Here is a 14,166-nt window from a genome sequence, read left to right as displayed (position 1 = left end):
GGCGAAAAGTGTCAGGTCAGGCTTCCGCTCGGGCGGGATAGCGAGGCAATGCGTCGTGCGGTACGATACTCCTTTTGCCGAAGGAGGTTCAGCCGTGCGCGTCGGGATTGGTCACGACACTCATCGCCTGGTTGAGGGGCGGCCCTTGATCCTCGGAGGCGTGCGGATCGACTTCGACCGCGGCCTGGCCGGGCATTCCGACGCCGACATCGTCTTGCATGCCGTGGCCGACGCCTTGCTCGGGGCCGCGGCGCTCGGCGACATCGGCGAGATCTTTCCCGACACCGACCCTCAGCACGAAGGGCTCGACAGCGGCAAACTGCTGGCCGAGGTCGTGTCCCGAGTCGCTTCGGCCGGCTGGCAAGCGGTCAACTGCGACCTCGTGATCCACGCCCAGCGCCCGAAGCTGCTCGACCACAAGCCCGCCATTCGTGCTAATGTCGCCCGGTTGATCGGCCTCCCCGAAGACGCCGTGAACGTGAAGGCCAAGACCGGCGAGCATGTCGGCCCGATCGGCCGCTCCGAGGCGATGAGCTGCGAAGCGATCGTTTTGGTCGAACGAGTCGAAGACCGGAGCACCTAACCCGAGGACCGAAGCGAGCAACTCCCCATGTCCTCCCGGATCGGTGAGACCAGGCGACGACGCTCCCAGCGCTCCATCGCTCGGCTGATGGTCTTCATCGCAGCCCTTGCCCTCGCCTTGGCGATCGTCCGGGAGACGGTCCTCTCCCTGGCCGGGGAACAGGAGATTTCCGTCCTCGGCGCGTTCGGTATCCTGGTGTTGGGCGGCTTGCTGATCGCCGGGATATACGGAGCGGCCTACCTGCTCCTGGTCATGATCCCCCGAGTGATGCTCATAATTATCCTCTGGCTGATACCTTCGCTCCGAGCCAACAAAGAAGATCCCCTCTGACGACCTCTCGCGGCGCCCGACTGGCCCGCCGAGCGAACCTCGATCGGAACGACCACGACCATGCCCATCCGCGTTTACAACACCTTGACCCAGACCAAGGAACCGCTTCAGACCGTCGTCCCCGGCAAGGTGGGCATGTACGTCTGCGGGCCGACGGTTTACTCGAACAGCCACATCGGCCACATGGTCGGGCCGGTGATCTTCGACACGATCAAGCGGTTCCTCGTCCATAGCGGCTACGACGTGACCTGGGTGGTGAACATCACCGACGTCGACGACAAGCTCATCGTTCAGGCCAACGCCGAAGGCACGACCGTCAAGGACCTGGCCGAGCGCGTGACGGCCGATTACCTCGCTTGCCTCGACGCCCTGGGCGTGACCGGTATCGACCACATGCCCCGAGCCACCGAGCATATCGACGGCATCCTCGGCATCACCCAGGGACTCATCGACAAGGGCTTCGCCTACCCGGCCGGCGGTGACGTCTACTTCGACGTGAGCAAGGCCGCCGAGTACGGCAAGCTCAGCCATCGAAACCCGGAGGAACTTCAGGCCGGCGCCCGGATCGAGCCGACCGAGAAGAAGAAGCACCCCGGAGACTTCGCCCTTTGGAAAGCCTCGAAGCCCGGCGAGCCCGCCTGGGAAAGCCCCTGGGGACCCGGTCGGCCCGGCTGGCACATCGAATGCTCGGCCATGAGCATGAAATTACTCGGCGAGCATTTCGACATCCACGGCGGCGGGCTCGACCTTGTTTTCCCCCACCACGAGAACGAGGTGGTGCAGTCCGAGTGCTTCTCGGGCAAGACCTTCGCCACCTACTGGATGCATAACGGATTGCTCACTAATAAAGGTCGGAAGATCAGCAAGTCCGACCCCGAAACCGTCGTCCTCATGGCCGACCTGCTCGACCAGTACGAGCCTGATACCCTCCGCGCCCTGCTCCTCTCCAGCCATTACCGCCGCCCGATCGACTTCAGCCCCGCCCGGCTCCAGGAGGTCGAGCGCGGCCTGCGGGCCTTCCGGTCCCTCTTTGATCGGGTCAAACGCCTGACGGGCCGATCGTTCTACGACCTCGACGCCCCCGCCTCCCGAGACGAAGGAGACCGCCACGCCTCCGGCGACCTGCCGCCCGACGTCCGCGACCATCGCGCTCGGTTTCTCGAAGCGATGGACGACGACTTCAACACCGGAGGAGCCGTCGGCGAGCTGTTCGAACTCGTCCGGGCACTGAACCGCTTCGCCGACGCCGAACACCTCGACGACCGCAAGGGGGAGCCCTCCCGTACCCTCGACTCGTGGACGAACGGGGTGATCGTCCTCCGCGAGCTGTCGCGCTTGCTCGGCCTGTTCCTCCGTCCTCCAACCCACGCCGAAGCCGATTCCGGGGGGCTGACCGGCCCCTTGATCGAGCTGTTCATCGAGCTTCGCGCCCAGGCCCGCAAGGACCGCAACTTCGCCCTCGCCGATCAGATCCGGGACCGCCTCGCCGCCCTCGGCGTCATTCTCGAAGATCGTCGCGACGGCACCGGCTGGAAGATCGAGAGTGATCGCTGATCGATCGCTCCACCGCCTGGCTCCTGCATCCGGGTCGGCAATGTTCCGGCCCGGTTGGGGTGGACGGATGCATCCGCCTCGGCCATGATCGAGGTCCAGGGACGGAGGGAAGGCGCGATGGCATCGACGGTAGCGGAATCAGGATCGGGATTCCCGGCGCGATCGGTTCCCGGTCGGGTGGTCGGCATCGACCCGGGGTTGGGGGTCACGGGATATGCCGTGATCGAGCCGTCCCCCCGGTCCGCCTCGGGCTTGATCGGGCCTCCTCCGCTGGTGGTCGAGGCCGGGGTCATCCGAGCGAAGCGCGATGGAACCCTCGCCAGCCGGCTCGACACGATCTATCAGGGGATTCTTGAAGTCCTCGACGCCTTCCCGCCCGATGCCCTGGCTCTGGAGCAGGTCCATAGCCGGCCGGCCCATCCGAGAACGGCGATCCTGATGGCCCACGCCCGCGGCGTGATCATGCTCGCCGCCGCGCAACGAGGGGTCCCCGTCATCGGCTACGCCGCCTCTCGGATCAAGAAGACCCTCACCGGCCACGGCCGGGCACCAAAGGAACAGATGCAGCACGCCATCCGGACCGAGCTGGGCCTCGACCGCCTTCCCGAACCCCACGACGTTGCCGATGCCTGCGCGGTCGCCCTTTGCCACTTCCAGAACGAACGCAACCACGGTGCCTTGCTCCGTGGCCCGGATGCAGGATGAGCGCGTGGCGAGTCGAACGTCTCACCGATCGGACGAGAGGGGAGCCGAGGTGGCTCGAACCCTCTGTTTCGGCCTGTTGACCCATCTCCCCGGCCGTCGATCGGCGCGTTAGGATGATTCCGTCGTCGCTCCCTCATTGCCCGCGTCCTTGCCCCTTCGTTCGAGTCGAGGTCCGTCCGTGCCCACGATTCCCGTCCCATCGCGGGCCAGCACTTCCGGTGAGCCCGACGCCCCCGCCCCTGCCGATCCCGCCCGGCTTCGCCTGACGGATGGGGCAATTCTACTCGCCTTTGCCGCCCTGACCTTCCTGCTGGGTGTCTTTCCGCTCAAGGATGTCGATTTCTGGTGGCACCTTCGCACGGGAGACCTGATCCGAACAACCGGCGAGATTCCCCGAACCGATCTCTACACCTACACCGTGCCCGATCGCTCCTGGATTGATCTGCACTGGGGGTTCCAACTTCTCCTGAGCTACGGCTTCGAGCGCGGCGGGGTCATCTTCCTCAACCTGGCCAAATGCGTTATCACCACGATTGCCGTCCTGCTCCTGGTGACCGCAAAGCGCAGGGAATGGCCGCTCTGGCCGATGGTCCTGGCCTGGCTCCCGGCCCTGATCTTGCTGGGCGGGCGGATGTACATTCGGCCCGAAACCTTGACGCTTCTCTACATTGCGATCTTCATGGCCGTCCTGTTTCGCTGGGATCGTCAACCCTGGCTCGGCCTGGTCTTGCCCGTGACACAGGTTTGCTGGGTGAACACGCAGGGACTCTTTGTCTTCGGGCCGGTCTTGCTCGTCTTCGCGTTGATCGACGCCGCTCTGCGCCCGAATGCGTTTGCTCCCGATCGTCGTCGGTGGTGGCAAATCGCCCTCGGGGTTTCGGTCCTGGTCGGCCTTGCCTGTCTGATGAACCCCTACGGCCTTCGAGGAGCCCTGTTCCCGTTGACCGATTTGTTGTTCGGCACCTTGAATGATCCGATCTTCAAGCAAGAAATCGCCGAGCTGAGTTCGATCTCTCGCCTGATCGAGGAATCGGCCGGATATCCGCATTTCATGCTGATCGTTCACCTGACGGTCGCGGCACTCGGCGGCCTGAGTTTCATCGTCCCGTCCCTCTGGCAAGGGGCGACTCGAATCAGCGACCTCCGACGCTCTCCTTCTTCTTCCGAACCGGTCGAGCGGCCCAGGAAAACCAAGGGGAAAAAGGCAAAGGCGAGCAACCGTCGCGAGACGAGGCGCAACCCATCCGCCACGCCCGAGCCCTCCTGGTCGCTCCGCCCCTTCCGCTTGCTCCTGTTCCTTGCCTTCACGGCGCTGAGCTGGCAGGCGACGCGCAACAGCCATCAGTTCGCCGCGATTGTCGGGACGATCACCGCCTGGAACTTCGGCGAGTGGGCCGCGGCCGTTCTCCGTCGCCGGGCCGAACGGGGACGATCGGCGACGCCTCGCCTCTGGCCGAGGCTCGTCACTCTCGGCATCACGCTTGCCCTCTTCGCCTCTGTGGCCTCGGGCCAGCTTTATGTCCTGGCCGAGGAAGGCCGAACCGTCGGGCTCGGTGAGGAGCCCGCCTGGTTCCCCCACCGGGCCGTCGAGTTTGCCGGAAGCGACGAGCTGCCCCCGCGCTTTCTGGGGTTTCATATCGGACATGATGCCTTGTTCATCTATCGTCATGGGCCGGAACGCAAGGTGTTTGTTGACCCCAGGCTCGAAGTGATGGGCTCTGACCAGTACCGCGCGTATTCGAAGCTCAGTCGGGCGATCGCCACCGACGACCCCCGCTCGCCTTGGCTGCCCTTGCTCGAACAGGCCGGAAACCCGGTCGTGCTCGCCGATCACGACTTGGCCACCCGGGTCGGCATCTCGCTCTTGCTGGAGCCCTCGTGGCGCTGCATCTGGTTCGATGACGTGGCCTCCGTTTTCGCCCATGAGCCCGATGCCCGAGCGGCCAACCTGCCCGCCGTCGACTTCCTCGGCCGACATTTCGGCACCCAGCCCGACCCCTCGCCACCGACCCTCGATGCCGAATGGAATGCGGCCACCAAAGGGTTGAGCAAGTTTGTACTCGTCTTGCTCGAACAGCGCGGCCGACCCGATCAGGCAGCCGTCCTGATCCCGCTCGGGCTCGACCGAGCCCGTGAAACGCGCCGACGACTTCCCGAAGCCTCGGAGCCGTGGGCCTATGCCGCGGCCCTGGAACTGGGCCGGGTCTCCGGACTCGGCATGGCGGGACCCGATCGCCGTTATCTCCGTCCCTTCGACCCCGTTGCGGACATTCACCGGGCGCGAGTCGCGGCCTTTGCCCGTCAGGCCCTTCGGCGCAATCCTGGTGAGCAAATCGCCCTGTCGGCCCTGCTGAGCCTTTCCCTTCAGGGGGGGATGATCGAGGCCGCCATTCCGTTGCTCGAACGATCGGCCGCGCGGCCTCCTCGATCGCCCCAGCAGGCGATTTCACGCGATGCCATGCGCGAGCAGCTTGATCGTCTGAAGACGCAGCTTGGCCGAGCGCCTCGCATCGACGTTTCGAATGGTGATCGCATTCGACGAAGTGTGGACCGTCTGCTCGTCTCGGGCCGGGTGTCGTCGGCGGTCGAATTGCTCGAACAACAGTATCCCACCGGCGAGCGCGACTGGGAGACGGCCGATCGCATTGCCTCGCTTCACATGCACCTGGGGGATCCGGATCGAGCCCGGACCTCCTGGCAATCGGTGGTCGAACCTCCAAACCCAGCCGTTCGCCTGGCTCGGGTGGCCGCGACCTACTACACCGAAGATCACCTGGACACGGCCCGAGACACCTACCGCCAGGCCCTCATCGAGGACCCTGAACTCTTTGATGCCCATTTCGGGCTGGCCCTGGTCGAGTTCGACGCCGGTCGGGCCGAGGTCGCGCTCGACTCGGCGCGCAATGCCCTCAGCCTTGCCCCGGACGACGCGGCCAGAGCTGCCGTCGAGACGATCATTCGACGGGTCGAGCCTTATGCCGTCACCCGTAAAGTGCCGTGATCGGCTTACCGATGGTCACGGGGAAGGGCCGGTTGAGCGGGTCGCGATACTCGGCCGATGGATTCACGCCCAGGCTTGCGAACATGGTTGCCGCCACGTCCCAGGGGCCGACTCGATCCGAGGTCGGATAGGCTCCCATCCGGTCGGTGGCTCCGACCACGGCTCCCGGAGTCGTTCCTCCGCCCGCGACCAAAATCGAGTACGCATTGGCCCAGTGTTTCCGACCCGGCGACGCCCCTGTGAATCTCGGCTCCAACGCCACCCGAGGGGCACGGCCGAACTCTCCCATGCAAACGACCAGCGTGTCGTCGAGCAATCCTCGATGGTCCAGGTCTTCCAGCAAGGCGGAAAGGCTATGATCAAATCGAGGGAGTAATTGCTTCATCACATCGAAGATGTCGTTATGGGTGTCCCACCCCAGCCAGTCAAGCTCGTCGGGCCGTCGATCCTGCCCTCGGGCCGAGTGGTTCCAGGAAACGGTAATCCAGGGCACCCCTGCTTCCACCAATCGCCTTGCGAGCAAGCATGACTGCCCCGATCGGAACCTTCCATAGCGTTCCTGGACCCGATCCGGCTCGGCCGCGAGATCGAACGCCTGGCGGACGCTCGGGTCCGAGAGCAATTCATAAGCATGGTGATACATCGCCTGATGCTCGTCGGTTCCGCTGATGCCGAATGCCTCGCGTCGGGCGCGCTCGATCGCCTCCAGCAAGGTTCGTCGTGCTTCCATCCGAACCGTCGGCACGCTGTCGGGCAGTTCGAGGTCGGGCAACGAACCTTCGGGGTCGGTCGGGTCACCGACGACGAGCGGTGCATCGGCCCGGCCGAGAAAGCCTCCGTCCTGCCCCGGCGCGGGGAGTTCGGGAACCACAACGGGCATGTTGATGTGGGCCGCCGTGTAGGGCGTCGACTCCGACGGTCGCGCCCGCTTCAGAACCGCGCCGAGCGTTGGAAAATCGTTCGGCGACGGCAGCGGATTGGACGACTTTCGTGGATGATACCGGCCTGTCAGCGTGAGATAGGCGGCGGAGCCGTGATCGAGATCATCGTGCGAAACGCTGCGAAGGATCGTGTACCGATCGGCCAGGCTCGCCAGCTTCGGCAGATGTTCGCAGACCATTGTGCCAGGAACACTTGAGGCAATGGCCTCGAAATCACCCCGAATCTCGCGAGGGGCCTCGGGCTTCGGGTCCCACGTCTCGAACTGGCTTTGCCCACCGTTTGCATAGACGAGGATCACCGATCGGGCCTTGCCGAATCCCGGCCCCAGGGGACCATCATTGCCGGAGACGCCACGAGCCAGGCCAAGGGCGCCGAGACCCGCGACGCTGCCAATTCTGAGGAATTCACGGCGTGTCGCAGACTCTCGGCGAGATCGAGCAGGGGCAAGAAATCGAATCACGGCACGCTCCGTCGGATCGATCACGGCGACAACGATCGGGTCTGCCTACCATCCAGTGTACCGCAATCGCCGACGGATGGCACCACGGCTCAAGCGATTACCTCCCCTCCCCTGCCTCGGCTCCAGGAGCGGGGGATGGCTGGGCCGAACGATCTTTGGGACCACCTCCCAGTGTTCGCCGAAGGAATTCGAGGCGAAGGTTCGCGTAGTGGTCGCCGTAGATCCCGTGTCTTGCCTCGGGATAGATCATCAACTCGAACGGCTGAGCCGCCTGCTGAAGGTTGTGGATGAGCTGATACGCATTGCGCACCGACACGTTGTCATCCTTCGCGCCGTGAGCGATCAAGAGCCGTCCCTTCAGGTTCTTCGCCGCCTCGACGACCGAAGTTTCGGCATAACCCTCGCGATTCTCTTGAGGAGTGAGCATATATCGCTCCGTATAGATCGTGTCATAATTGCGCCAGTCTGTGACCGGTGCGCCGGCGATTCCCGCGGTGAACCGATCGCTATGGGTCAGGGCAAACGCCGTCATGAACCCGCCGTAGCTGTGCCCGGTCATGCCGATCCGGTTGGGATCGACATAAGGGCGTTCCTTGATCCAGTCGATCGCCGTTTCGATATCCTTCAACTCGGGAATGCCAAGCCGTTTGTACGCCGTCCAGGCCGAGACGGCCCCCTTGCCGCTGGCACTCCTCGGGTCGGCCCGAAAGACGATGAACCCTTCTGACGCAAGCGCCTGATCCTGCGCTCGACCACCGGCCCATGAGTCCTGGATTGTCGGATAGTGCGGGCCGGCATAGGTCTGGAACCAAACGGGGTACATCTTCGATTCGTCCAGGTCGGGAGGCAGGATTACTTCTCCTTCGAGCAAGAACCCGTCGGGGGTCTCAATCTGCACCAATTCGCGGGGCGCGAAGCGGTAGCGCTCCAGATCCGGAACCGGGTTCTCGTCGATCATCCGCACGAGCGAGCCATCCGTCGTCGATCGGAGTGCGACCCTGGCCGGCGCCGTCGTGCTCGACCACGTATCGACAAAGTGTTTCCCATCAGGAGCGACCCGAACCGAATGATGCCCCGGTTCCGTCGTGAGCCGATCCACGCAGAGGTCGTCGAGTGATACCCGGTACAGGTTTTCCGCGATGTGGCTGTCCATCGTTCCGGTCACAAACACCACCCGAGCTTCGAGGTCGACATGCTCGACGGTGCGCACCTCCCACTCGCCCATCGTCACCTGCTTGATCAAGGTGCCATCAGGTTCGTAGTGATACAGATGTTGCCAGCCGTCTCGTTCGCTGAGCCAGAGAAAGGTGTCGTCGGGAAGGACGATCGGATCGCCGGGGCTGGTGATCCAGGCATCAGTCTGATCCCGGAACAGTCGCGACGGGGCCTCGCCCGAGGTCGGAACTCGAAGCACATCAAGCCAGGTTTGCGTACGGTTCTGAACATACGCCAGGGCAGCTTTTCCGTCGGGGAACCAACCGACGTGGCTGATGAGGAAGGAATCTTCGAGATATCGCGAAAGATCGGTGAATCGCGGCTCCCCTCCCCGGGCCGCGACAATGCCGAGTGCGACTCTCGGGTTCGGCTCCCCCGCAAAAGGGTACGGGGTCTCTTCCACCGTGCGCCTCGGCCCGGTGTCATCGAGGACGGTGTGCATTTGAAGCGGTCGATCATCGAGTCGAAGGAAGGCGATGTGCTCACCATCGGGGCTCCACCAGAACGCCTTCCAGCTTCGGTTGAACAACTCTTCGAAATAGACCCAGACCGCTTTTCCGTGCCGGACCCGATCGCTGCCGCCGATGGTCAGGGCACGCTCGGTGGCCGTTTCCAGATCAACGACATGAAGATCGTTGTCACGGACAAAGGCAACGAATCGACCATCTGGGCTGAACTCCGCCATCTCCTCCTCGCCCGGAGAACTGGTCAAGCGTTTGGCCTTTGACCCGTCAATCGTGGCAAAGTACAAGTCATCACCGAACGAAATCAGAACGCCTGGATCGTTCGCGGAATAGTCTGAGATGGCTTGCCGAGCGAGACGCTGTGCGTCTTCGTCGCCAATTGTCGGGAGAGTGGCCAGGGCTGTTGCGATCGGCTCGGCGTCAAGGTAGGGCTCGGCCTTCCCGGTGGCCGCCTCGACCTTCATCAGCCGTCCATCACGCGACTGGAGATAGTGCTCACCGTCGAGCCACCGTACCGAGGCCGGTGATCCGTTGAAGTTTGGCCGGTCGCTCCCGTTCAGGACGTCAAAGGTGATCGGTTTGCGTTCCTCCTTCTCCTGTGCAAGAGGTGTTGTCAGCAGACCAATCTCGTTGACCAGACGGAGGACCGGGAATTCGTCTCCGGCCGCGAGGGAATCACCAAAAAATCCCCAGGTCAGAAGATTATCATCCGATCCCGGCTCCAGCAGATAGCTCGCCAACGTGCCGAGGGGCTGCGCCGTGCGGACAAGGATCGAACCGGCCGAAATGCGGCGCGTTGTGGTTCGTGTTGAGACCTCAGCTTCGATCGACGCTGGACCATAATAGCTGTCTCCGTTGCGATCGACTGTGTCCAGGGTCGTGACCTCGGCCTCAACTTCGATGTCTTCCCGAACCTGTTCACGAGCGATGCCGTGCCGATCGAGCGTGGCGATCGCTTCGGCATATGCGGGTGGAATTACGTAGGCAAACGGTCGGCGAACGGTTTTCGTCGGCTCGAATCGAGCCACCAGCGCCACGTCGTAATCCTTGGGCACCCCACTGGCATAGCTCTCCGAAGGGTTGGCCCCGCCCGATTCCTCGAAGCCGAGAATCGTGACCCTTTCGTCGAATGCCTGGGCTTCGGAGCGAATGGGCAGGTCGAGAGGCGAGCCGTCATCCGTCTCAGAGCGGGCACGATCAAGGAGCGTTTGAATCTCCTCACGATGCTCGACCGCTTGATCCAGTGACGACCGGACGAACGCAAGCGTTCCCGCCACACGAGCTTCGAATGAGGCATAGGCGTACGCCTCTGAAAGAATCGAAAGCCGATTACGCAATCCTACGTACGTCGTCCCGAACCGTGGATTTGCTGAATAGGTCGTCCACTCGGTATGGTCGCGTTCGAAGTTTCCATAGAAAAACGCATGTTCGCCGGTCGTCTTATGAAACGATTCGGCAATCGCGGGCAGAAAGACGTCTCGGGAAAAGGAGAGAACGTCGGGGTGTGTCGCTGGATTCTTCGGGCCGTCGTAGGTGATCAGGTAGCGATGAGCCGATCCATTGGTCGTGTGCGTATCGATGAAGAGATGAGGATCCCATTCGTCAAGGAACCGGACCAGCCCTTGAGTTTCCGGCGCCGTGAGAGCAATGAAATCACGGTTCAGGTCGAGGCGATTCCCGTTCCCTCGGACTCCGGTTCCCTCGGCCGGTCCATTCTGGCCGCGTCGGTTCTCGGTCGAGAAGCGTTCGGCTCCATCGGCGTTCAACACGGGGGCCACGCAAAGGATCAGGTCGTTCAGCAGCGGGTGACCTGGCTCATCCGTCAACTCTCGGATGAGCATGAGAAGCGCTTCCTTGCCGCAAACCTCGCCGCCGTGGATCGCGCCGATGGCGAGCACGATGAGCTTGCCGGAGGTTCGGGCGTCCTCGGCCGATGCGACCGGAGGATCACTGACGATCAGAAGCGGAAGGGAACGCCCCTCGACCGTCGTTCCCAACGATTCGAGCCGAACGGAGTCGGACCGAGCGTCGAGCTTCCGGCACAGATCGACGACCTCGTCGTATCGGGCAGTGGCCTGAAATGCGCTGCGTTCGGCGACGGTGCGAAGGTCGTCTTCCGCGGCGGCAGGCACCACCGAAATCAGCATCACGGCGAGCGATCGAATGATCATGCGCATGGAAGTCCTCGACGGAATCGAGCGATCGCGTCGGGGTTGGAGCAAGAGAGAGGGAGAGGGCTTGCTCCAACCCCGACATTGAGGAAGCGAATTGACAAGCGAGTGGAATCGAATCGTTCTAGTTTCTCAAGCTCGACAGCGGGGCCGGAATCCGCCCGCCGTGGCGGACGAAGTCGCCACTGCCGCCGGCGGCGTGGATGGGCAGAATGTCCATCTCGCCGAACAACCCGCCGAAGACGGCGCGATCGCCTGCGGCCTTGCCGGGAACGGGGATGACCCGCACGGCGGTGGTTTTGTGGTTGATAACGCCAATGGCGATTTCGTCGGCAATCAGCGCGGCGAGCGTTTCGGCGTCGGTGTCGCCCGGAACGGCGATCATGTCGAGGCCGACCGAGCAAACCGCCGTCATGGCTTCGAGCTTCGCCAGGGTCAGGTCACCGCAGGCGACCGCATCGGCCAGGGCGGCGTCTTCGCTCACCGCGACGAAGGCACCAGACAGCCCCCCGACGCTGGAACTGGCGAAGCTCCCCCCCTTCTTCACCGCGTCGTTCAGCAGCGCGAGCGCGGCGGTGGAGCCAGGAGCTCCCAGCCGCTTCACCCCCATGACCTGAAGGATCTCGCCGACCGAGTCCCCCACCTCGGGGGTCGGCGCGAGCGAGAGGTCAACAATTCCAAATGCGACACCGAGCCGTGCGGCCACTTCCCGGCCGATCAGTTCGCCGACTCGGGTGACTCGGAATGCGGTGCTCTTGATCTCCTCGGCAATCTCGCCCAGCGTCGGGCGGGTCTGGGCGTTGGTGACGAGATCCTCGACCGCCGCCTTCACCACCCCTGGGCCACTGACGCCAATGTTGATCACGCAGTCTGGCTCTCCTGCGCCGTGAAAGGCCCCGGCCATGAAGGGGTTGTCGGTCGGGGCGTTGCCGAAGATCACGAGCTTGGCACAGCCGAAGCCGTCGTGCGACCTCGTCCGCTCGGCCGTATCCTTGAGCACATGGCCGAGCAAGGCAATCGCATCCATGTTGATGCCAGCGGCCGTTGTGCCGACGTTCACAGATGAACAGACGCGTTGAGTGGTCGAAAGGACCAGCGGCAAGGCTTCGATCAAGCGTTTCTCCGCCTCGGTCCACCCTTTCTGAACCTGAGCGGTGAAGCCGCCGACAAGATCAACTCCCACCTCGGCCGCCGTGGCGTCGAGGGTCCGGGCGACAGCGATGAGACCTTCGGTATCGTGACCGGCGGCGACCCCGGCGATCGGGCTGACGGCGATCCGACGGTTGACGATCGGGATGCCGTAGCGTCCCTGCACTTCCTGGCAGACCTCGCGGAGCCGCCCGGCATAGTGCAGCAGGCGAGCTCGAATGCGGTCGCACAGGGTTGCAACATCAGGAGACGCGCAGCTCTGCAAATCCACACCCATCGTCACGGTGCGAACATCGAGCTTGTGCTGCCGGACCATGCCCAGCGTGGTGAGAACGTCCTCAGTGCGGTACAACGACGTCGCTCCCCTCTGGATTGCGGCTCGAACCGACCCGGACGGGCCGCGGTTCGTTGGTGGCCAGGAAAATGTCCTCGTGCTGCACGTACACTTCCATGCCCAGTTCTGCGCCAAACTGCTCCAGGTCGGCACGCAGTTCGGCTGGTTTCACCTCAGGAGGCAAGAATGCTTCCATGATCAATCGAAAGTTCGGGCCGTCAGATCGTGCGTGCAGGTCGACGATATTGACGCCCCGCTCGGCCAGTTTGCCGGCAATCCGGTAGATGTTCCCCGGGCTGTCCTGTCCCAGCACGGTCAGGATGAACCGATCGCCACCTGGGACCGGATCCGCGTGGTGGCCTTCATCGAGCAAGACCGCGACCTTCAGGTCGAACCGTTCGCCCCGAGCGGCAATCACCTCTCGAAGGGTTCGGGGGTCAATCGCTTCCGGAAACGAGGCGGCCAGAATGATCGTGAAGTAGCCCCGAAGAACCGTCTGGCTCAATTCAAGAATGTTTCCGCCTTGCTCGGAAATCGACCCGGTGACCGCGTGGACGATCCCGACGCGGTCGGCGGCCGTGACCGTCACAATGTAGGTAGGCATGGTGCTCCTGCAAGAAGAACCTTCGGTCGAAGGAGGTTGGTCAATCCGGAGAGCGGGCCAGGTGCCGACTCGATCCGCCTGACCCGAATCGTCAGGGAACGCGTTGCGGGTCCTGCGACACGACACCGGCCGAGCCGTCGTCGAGGCACGCCTTCGGAGGTCCGAGCCGATCGGCCCGACACGCCACGGCCAGGCTGATCCACCCGGCGATCAGCGCTGTTCCGCCGATCGGGGCGATCATCCCAAGCCATTTGGCCGTGCCACCGGCCAGCACCAGAAGATAAAGGCTGCCGGGAAAGACAATCGACCCGAACAGGAACAGCCAGCCCGCGGCCGAGATCACGTGGCTTGGGCCGGTCCGCAGGGCCAGAATGCCGACGGCCAGCAGCGCCAGGGAGTGAAACATTTGATACCGCACGCCGATCTCGAACGTCTCCAGGGCATCCGGATCAACCTTCCCCTCCAGGCCATGAGCCCCGAAGGTCCCTGCGATCACCGCCACCGCGCCGAGGATCGCCCCGACCCGCGCCCAGCCTGCTCCGTTCATCGACGTATGCCTTTCCGAATGCTCGCTCTTGCGAACGCCCGTGGACCAATTCCGGGACGTTCGCCTCGATCGGCCTGTTCCATCTTTGTCGTCAAATCGGCAAGGTG

General features: G+C 63.6%; 10 protein-coding genes. 5 read left to right on the top strand and 5 right to left on the bottom strand.

What is annotated here, in order from left to right; genetic code table 11:
* Window positions 1–94: 94 nt before the first annotated feature.
* The 5 genes from ispF (at window position 95) to GA615_RS11315 (ending at window position 6,173) form a co-directional block, all read left to right on the top strand.
* Complete coding sequence (ispF, locus tag GA615_RS11335; RefSeq protein ID WP_152051412.1) at window positions 95–583, top strand: 2-C-methyl-D-erythritol 2,4-cyclodiphosphate synthase; 489 nt, start codon at window positions 95–97, stop codon at window positions 581–583.
* A 27-nt stretch (window positions 584–610) separates the two neighbouring features.
* Entirely contained in the window at window positions 611–913 is a 303-nt protein-coding gene (locus GA615_RS11330; protein WP_152051411.1) for a hypothetical protein, read from the top strand.
* Window positions 914–973: 60 nt separating this feature from the next.
* Window positions 974–2,467, top strand: a complete 1,494-nt coding sequence (cysS, locus tag GA615_RS11325) for a cysteine--tRNA ligase (protein WP_152051410.1) — start codon at window positions 974–976, stop codon at window positions 2,465–2,467.
* Between the two features lie 117 nt (window positions 2,468–2,584).
* On the top strand, window positions 2,585–3,172 hold the full coding sequence (gene ruvC, locus GA615_RS11320) for a crossover junction endodeoxyribonuclease RuvC (RefSeq protein WP_152051409.1): 588 nt from the start codon (window positions 2,585–2,587) through the stop codon (window positions 3,170–3,172).
* 178 nt (window positions 3,173–3,350) lie between these two features.
* Window positions 3,351–6,173 (top strand): tetratricopeptide repeat protein, encoded by a 2,823-nt coding sequence (locus tag GA615_RS11315; protein ID WP_152051408.1) that lies wholly within the window; start codon window positions 3,351–3,353, stop codon window positions 6,171–6,173.
* On the opposite strand, the gene GA615_RS11310 is transcribed toward GA615_RS11315, so the two are convergent.
* The 5 genes from GA615_RS11310 to GA615_RS11290 all read right to left on the bottom strand — a co-directional run bounded on the left by GA615_RS11310 (window position 6,154) and on the right by GA615_RS11290 (window position 14,059).
* Complete coding sequence (locus tag GA615_RS11310; RefSeq protein WP_152051407.1) at window positions 6,154–7,575, bottom strand: DUF1501 domain-containing protein; 1,422 nt, start codon at window positions 7,573–7,575, stop codon at window positions 6,154–6,156. The genes GA615_RS11315 and GA615_RS11310 overlap by 20 nt on opposite strands.
* A 97-nt stretch (window positions 7,576–7,672) precedes the next feature.
* Window positions 7,673–11,431, bottom strand: a complete 3,759-nt coding sequence (locus GA615_RS11305; protein WP_152051406.1) for a DPP IV N-terminal domain-containing protein — start codon at window positions 11,429–11,431, stop codon at window positions 7,673–7,675.
* Between the two features lie 118 nt (window positions 11,432–11,549).
* Window positions 11,550–12,926, bottom strand: a complete 1,377-nt coding sequence (locus GA615_RS11300; RefSeq protein WP_152051405.1) for a PFL family protein — start codon at window positions 12,924–12,926, stop codon at window positions 11,550–11,552.
* Window positions 12,913–13,512 carry a glycine cleavage system protein R gene (locus GA615_RS11295; protein WP_152051404.1) on the bottom strand — a complete coding sequence of 200 codons (600 nt, stop codon included), beginning with the start codon at window positions 13,510–13,512 and terminating at the stop codon, window positions 12,913–12,915. Before GA615_RS11295 ends, GA615_RS11300 begins: the two co-directional genes overlap by 14 nt.
* A gap of 91 nt (window positions 13,513–13,603) precedes the next feature.
* The gene (locus tag GA615_RS11290; RefSeq protein WP_152051403.1) at window positions 13,604–14,059 is read right to left on the bottom strand and encodes a DUF423 domain-containing protein; all 456 of its coding nucleotides are present in this window, start codon (window positions 14,057–14,059) and stop codon (window positions 13,604–13,606) included.
* Window positions 14,060–14,166: the final 107 nt, after the last annotated feature.

Origin of the sequence: Tautonia marina, from assembly GCF_009177065.1 — a bacterium.
GTDB classification, from domain to species: domain Bacteria; phylum Planctomycetota; class Planctomycetia; order Isosphaerales; family Isosphaeraceae; genus Tautonia; species Tautonia marina.
This window is presented reverse-complemented; position numbering and strand designations above follow the sequence as displayed.

Bases quoted from the DNA above. Each gene is read 5' to 3' on its own strand.
- GA615_RS11330 (WP_152051411.1), top strand. From the start codon at position 611: ATGTCCTCCCGGATCGGTGAGACCAGGCGACGACGCTCCCAGCGCTCC.
- GA615_RS11295 (WP_152051404.1), bottom strand. From the start codon at position 13,512: ATGCCTACCTACATTGTGACGGTCACGGCCGCCGACCGCGTCGGGATC.
- GA615_RS11305 (WP_152051406.1), bottom strand. From the start codon at position 11,431: ATGCGCATGATCATTCGATCGCTCGCCGTGATGCTGATTTCGGTGGTG.
- ruvC (WP_152051409.1), top strand. From the start codon at position 2,585: ATGGCATCGACGGTAGCGGAATCAGGATCGGGATTCCCGGCGCGATCG.
- cysS (WP_152051410.1), top strand. From the start codon at position 974: ATGCCCATCCGCGTTTACAACACCTTGACCCAGACCAAGGAACCGCTT.
- GA615_RS11290 (WP_152051403.1), bottom strand. From the start codon at position 14,059: ATGAACGGAGCAGGCTGGGCGCGGGTCGGGGCGATCCTCGGCGCGGTG.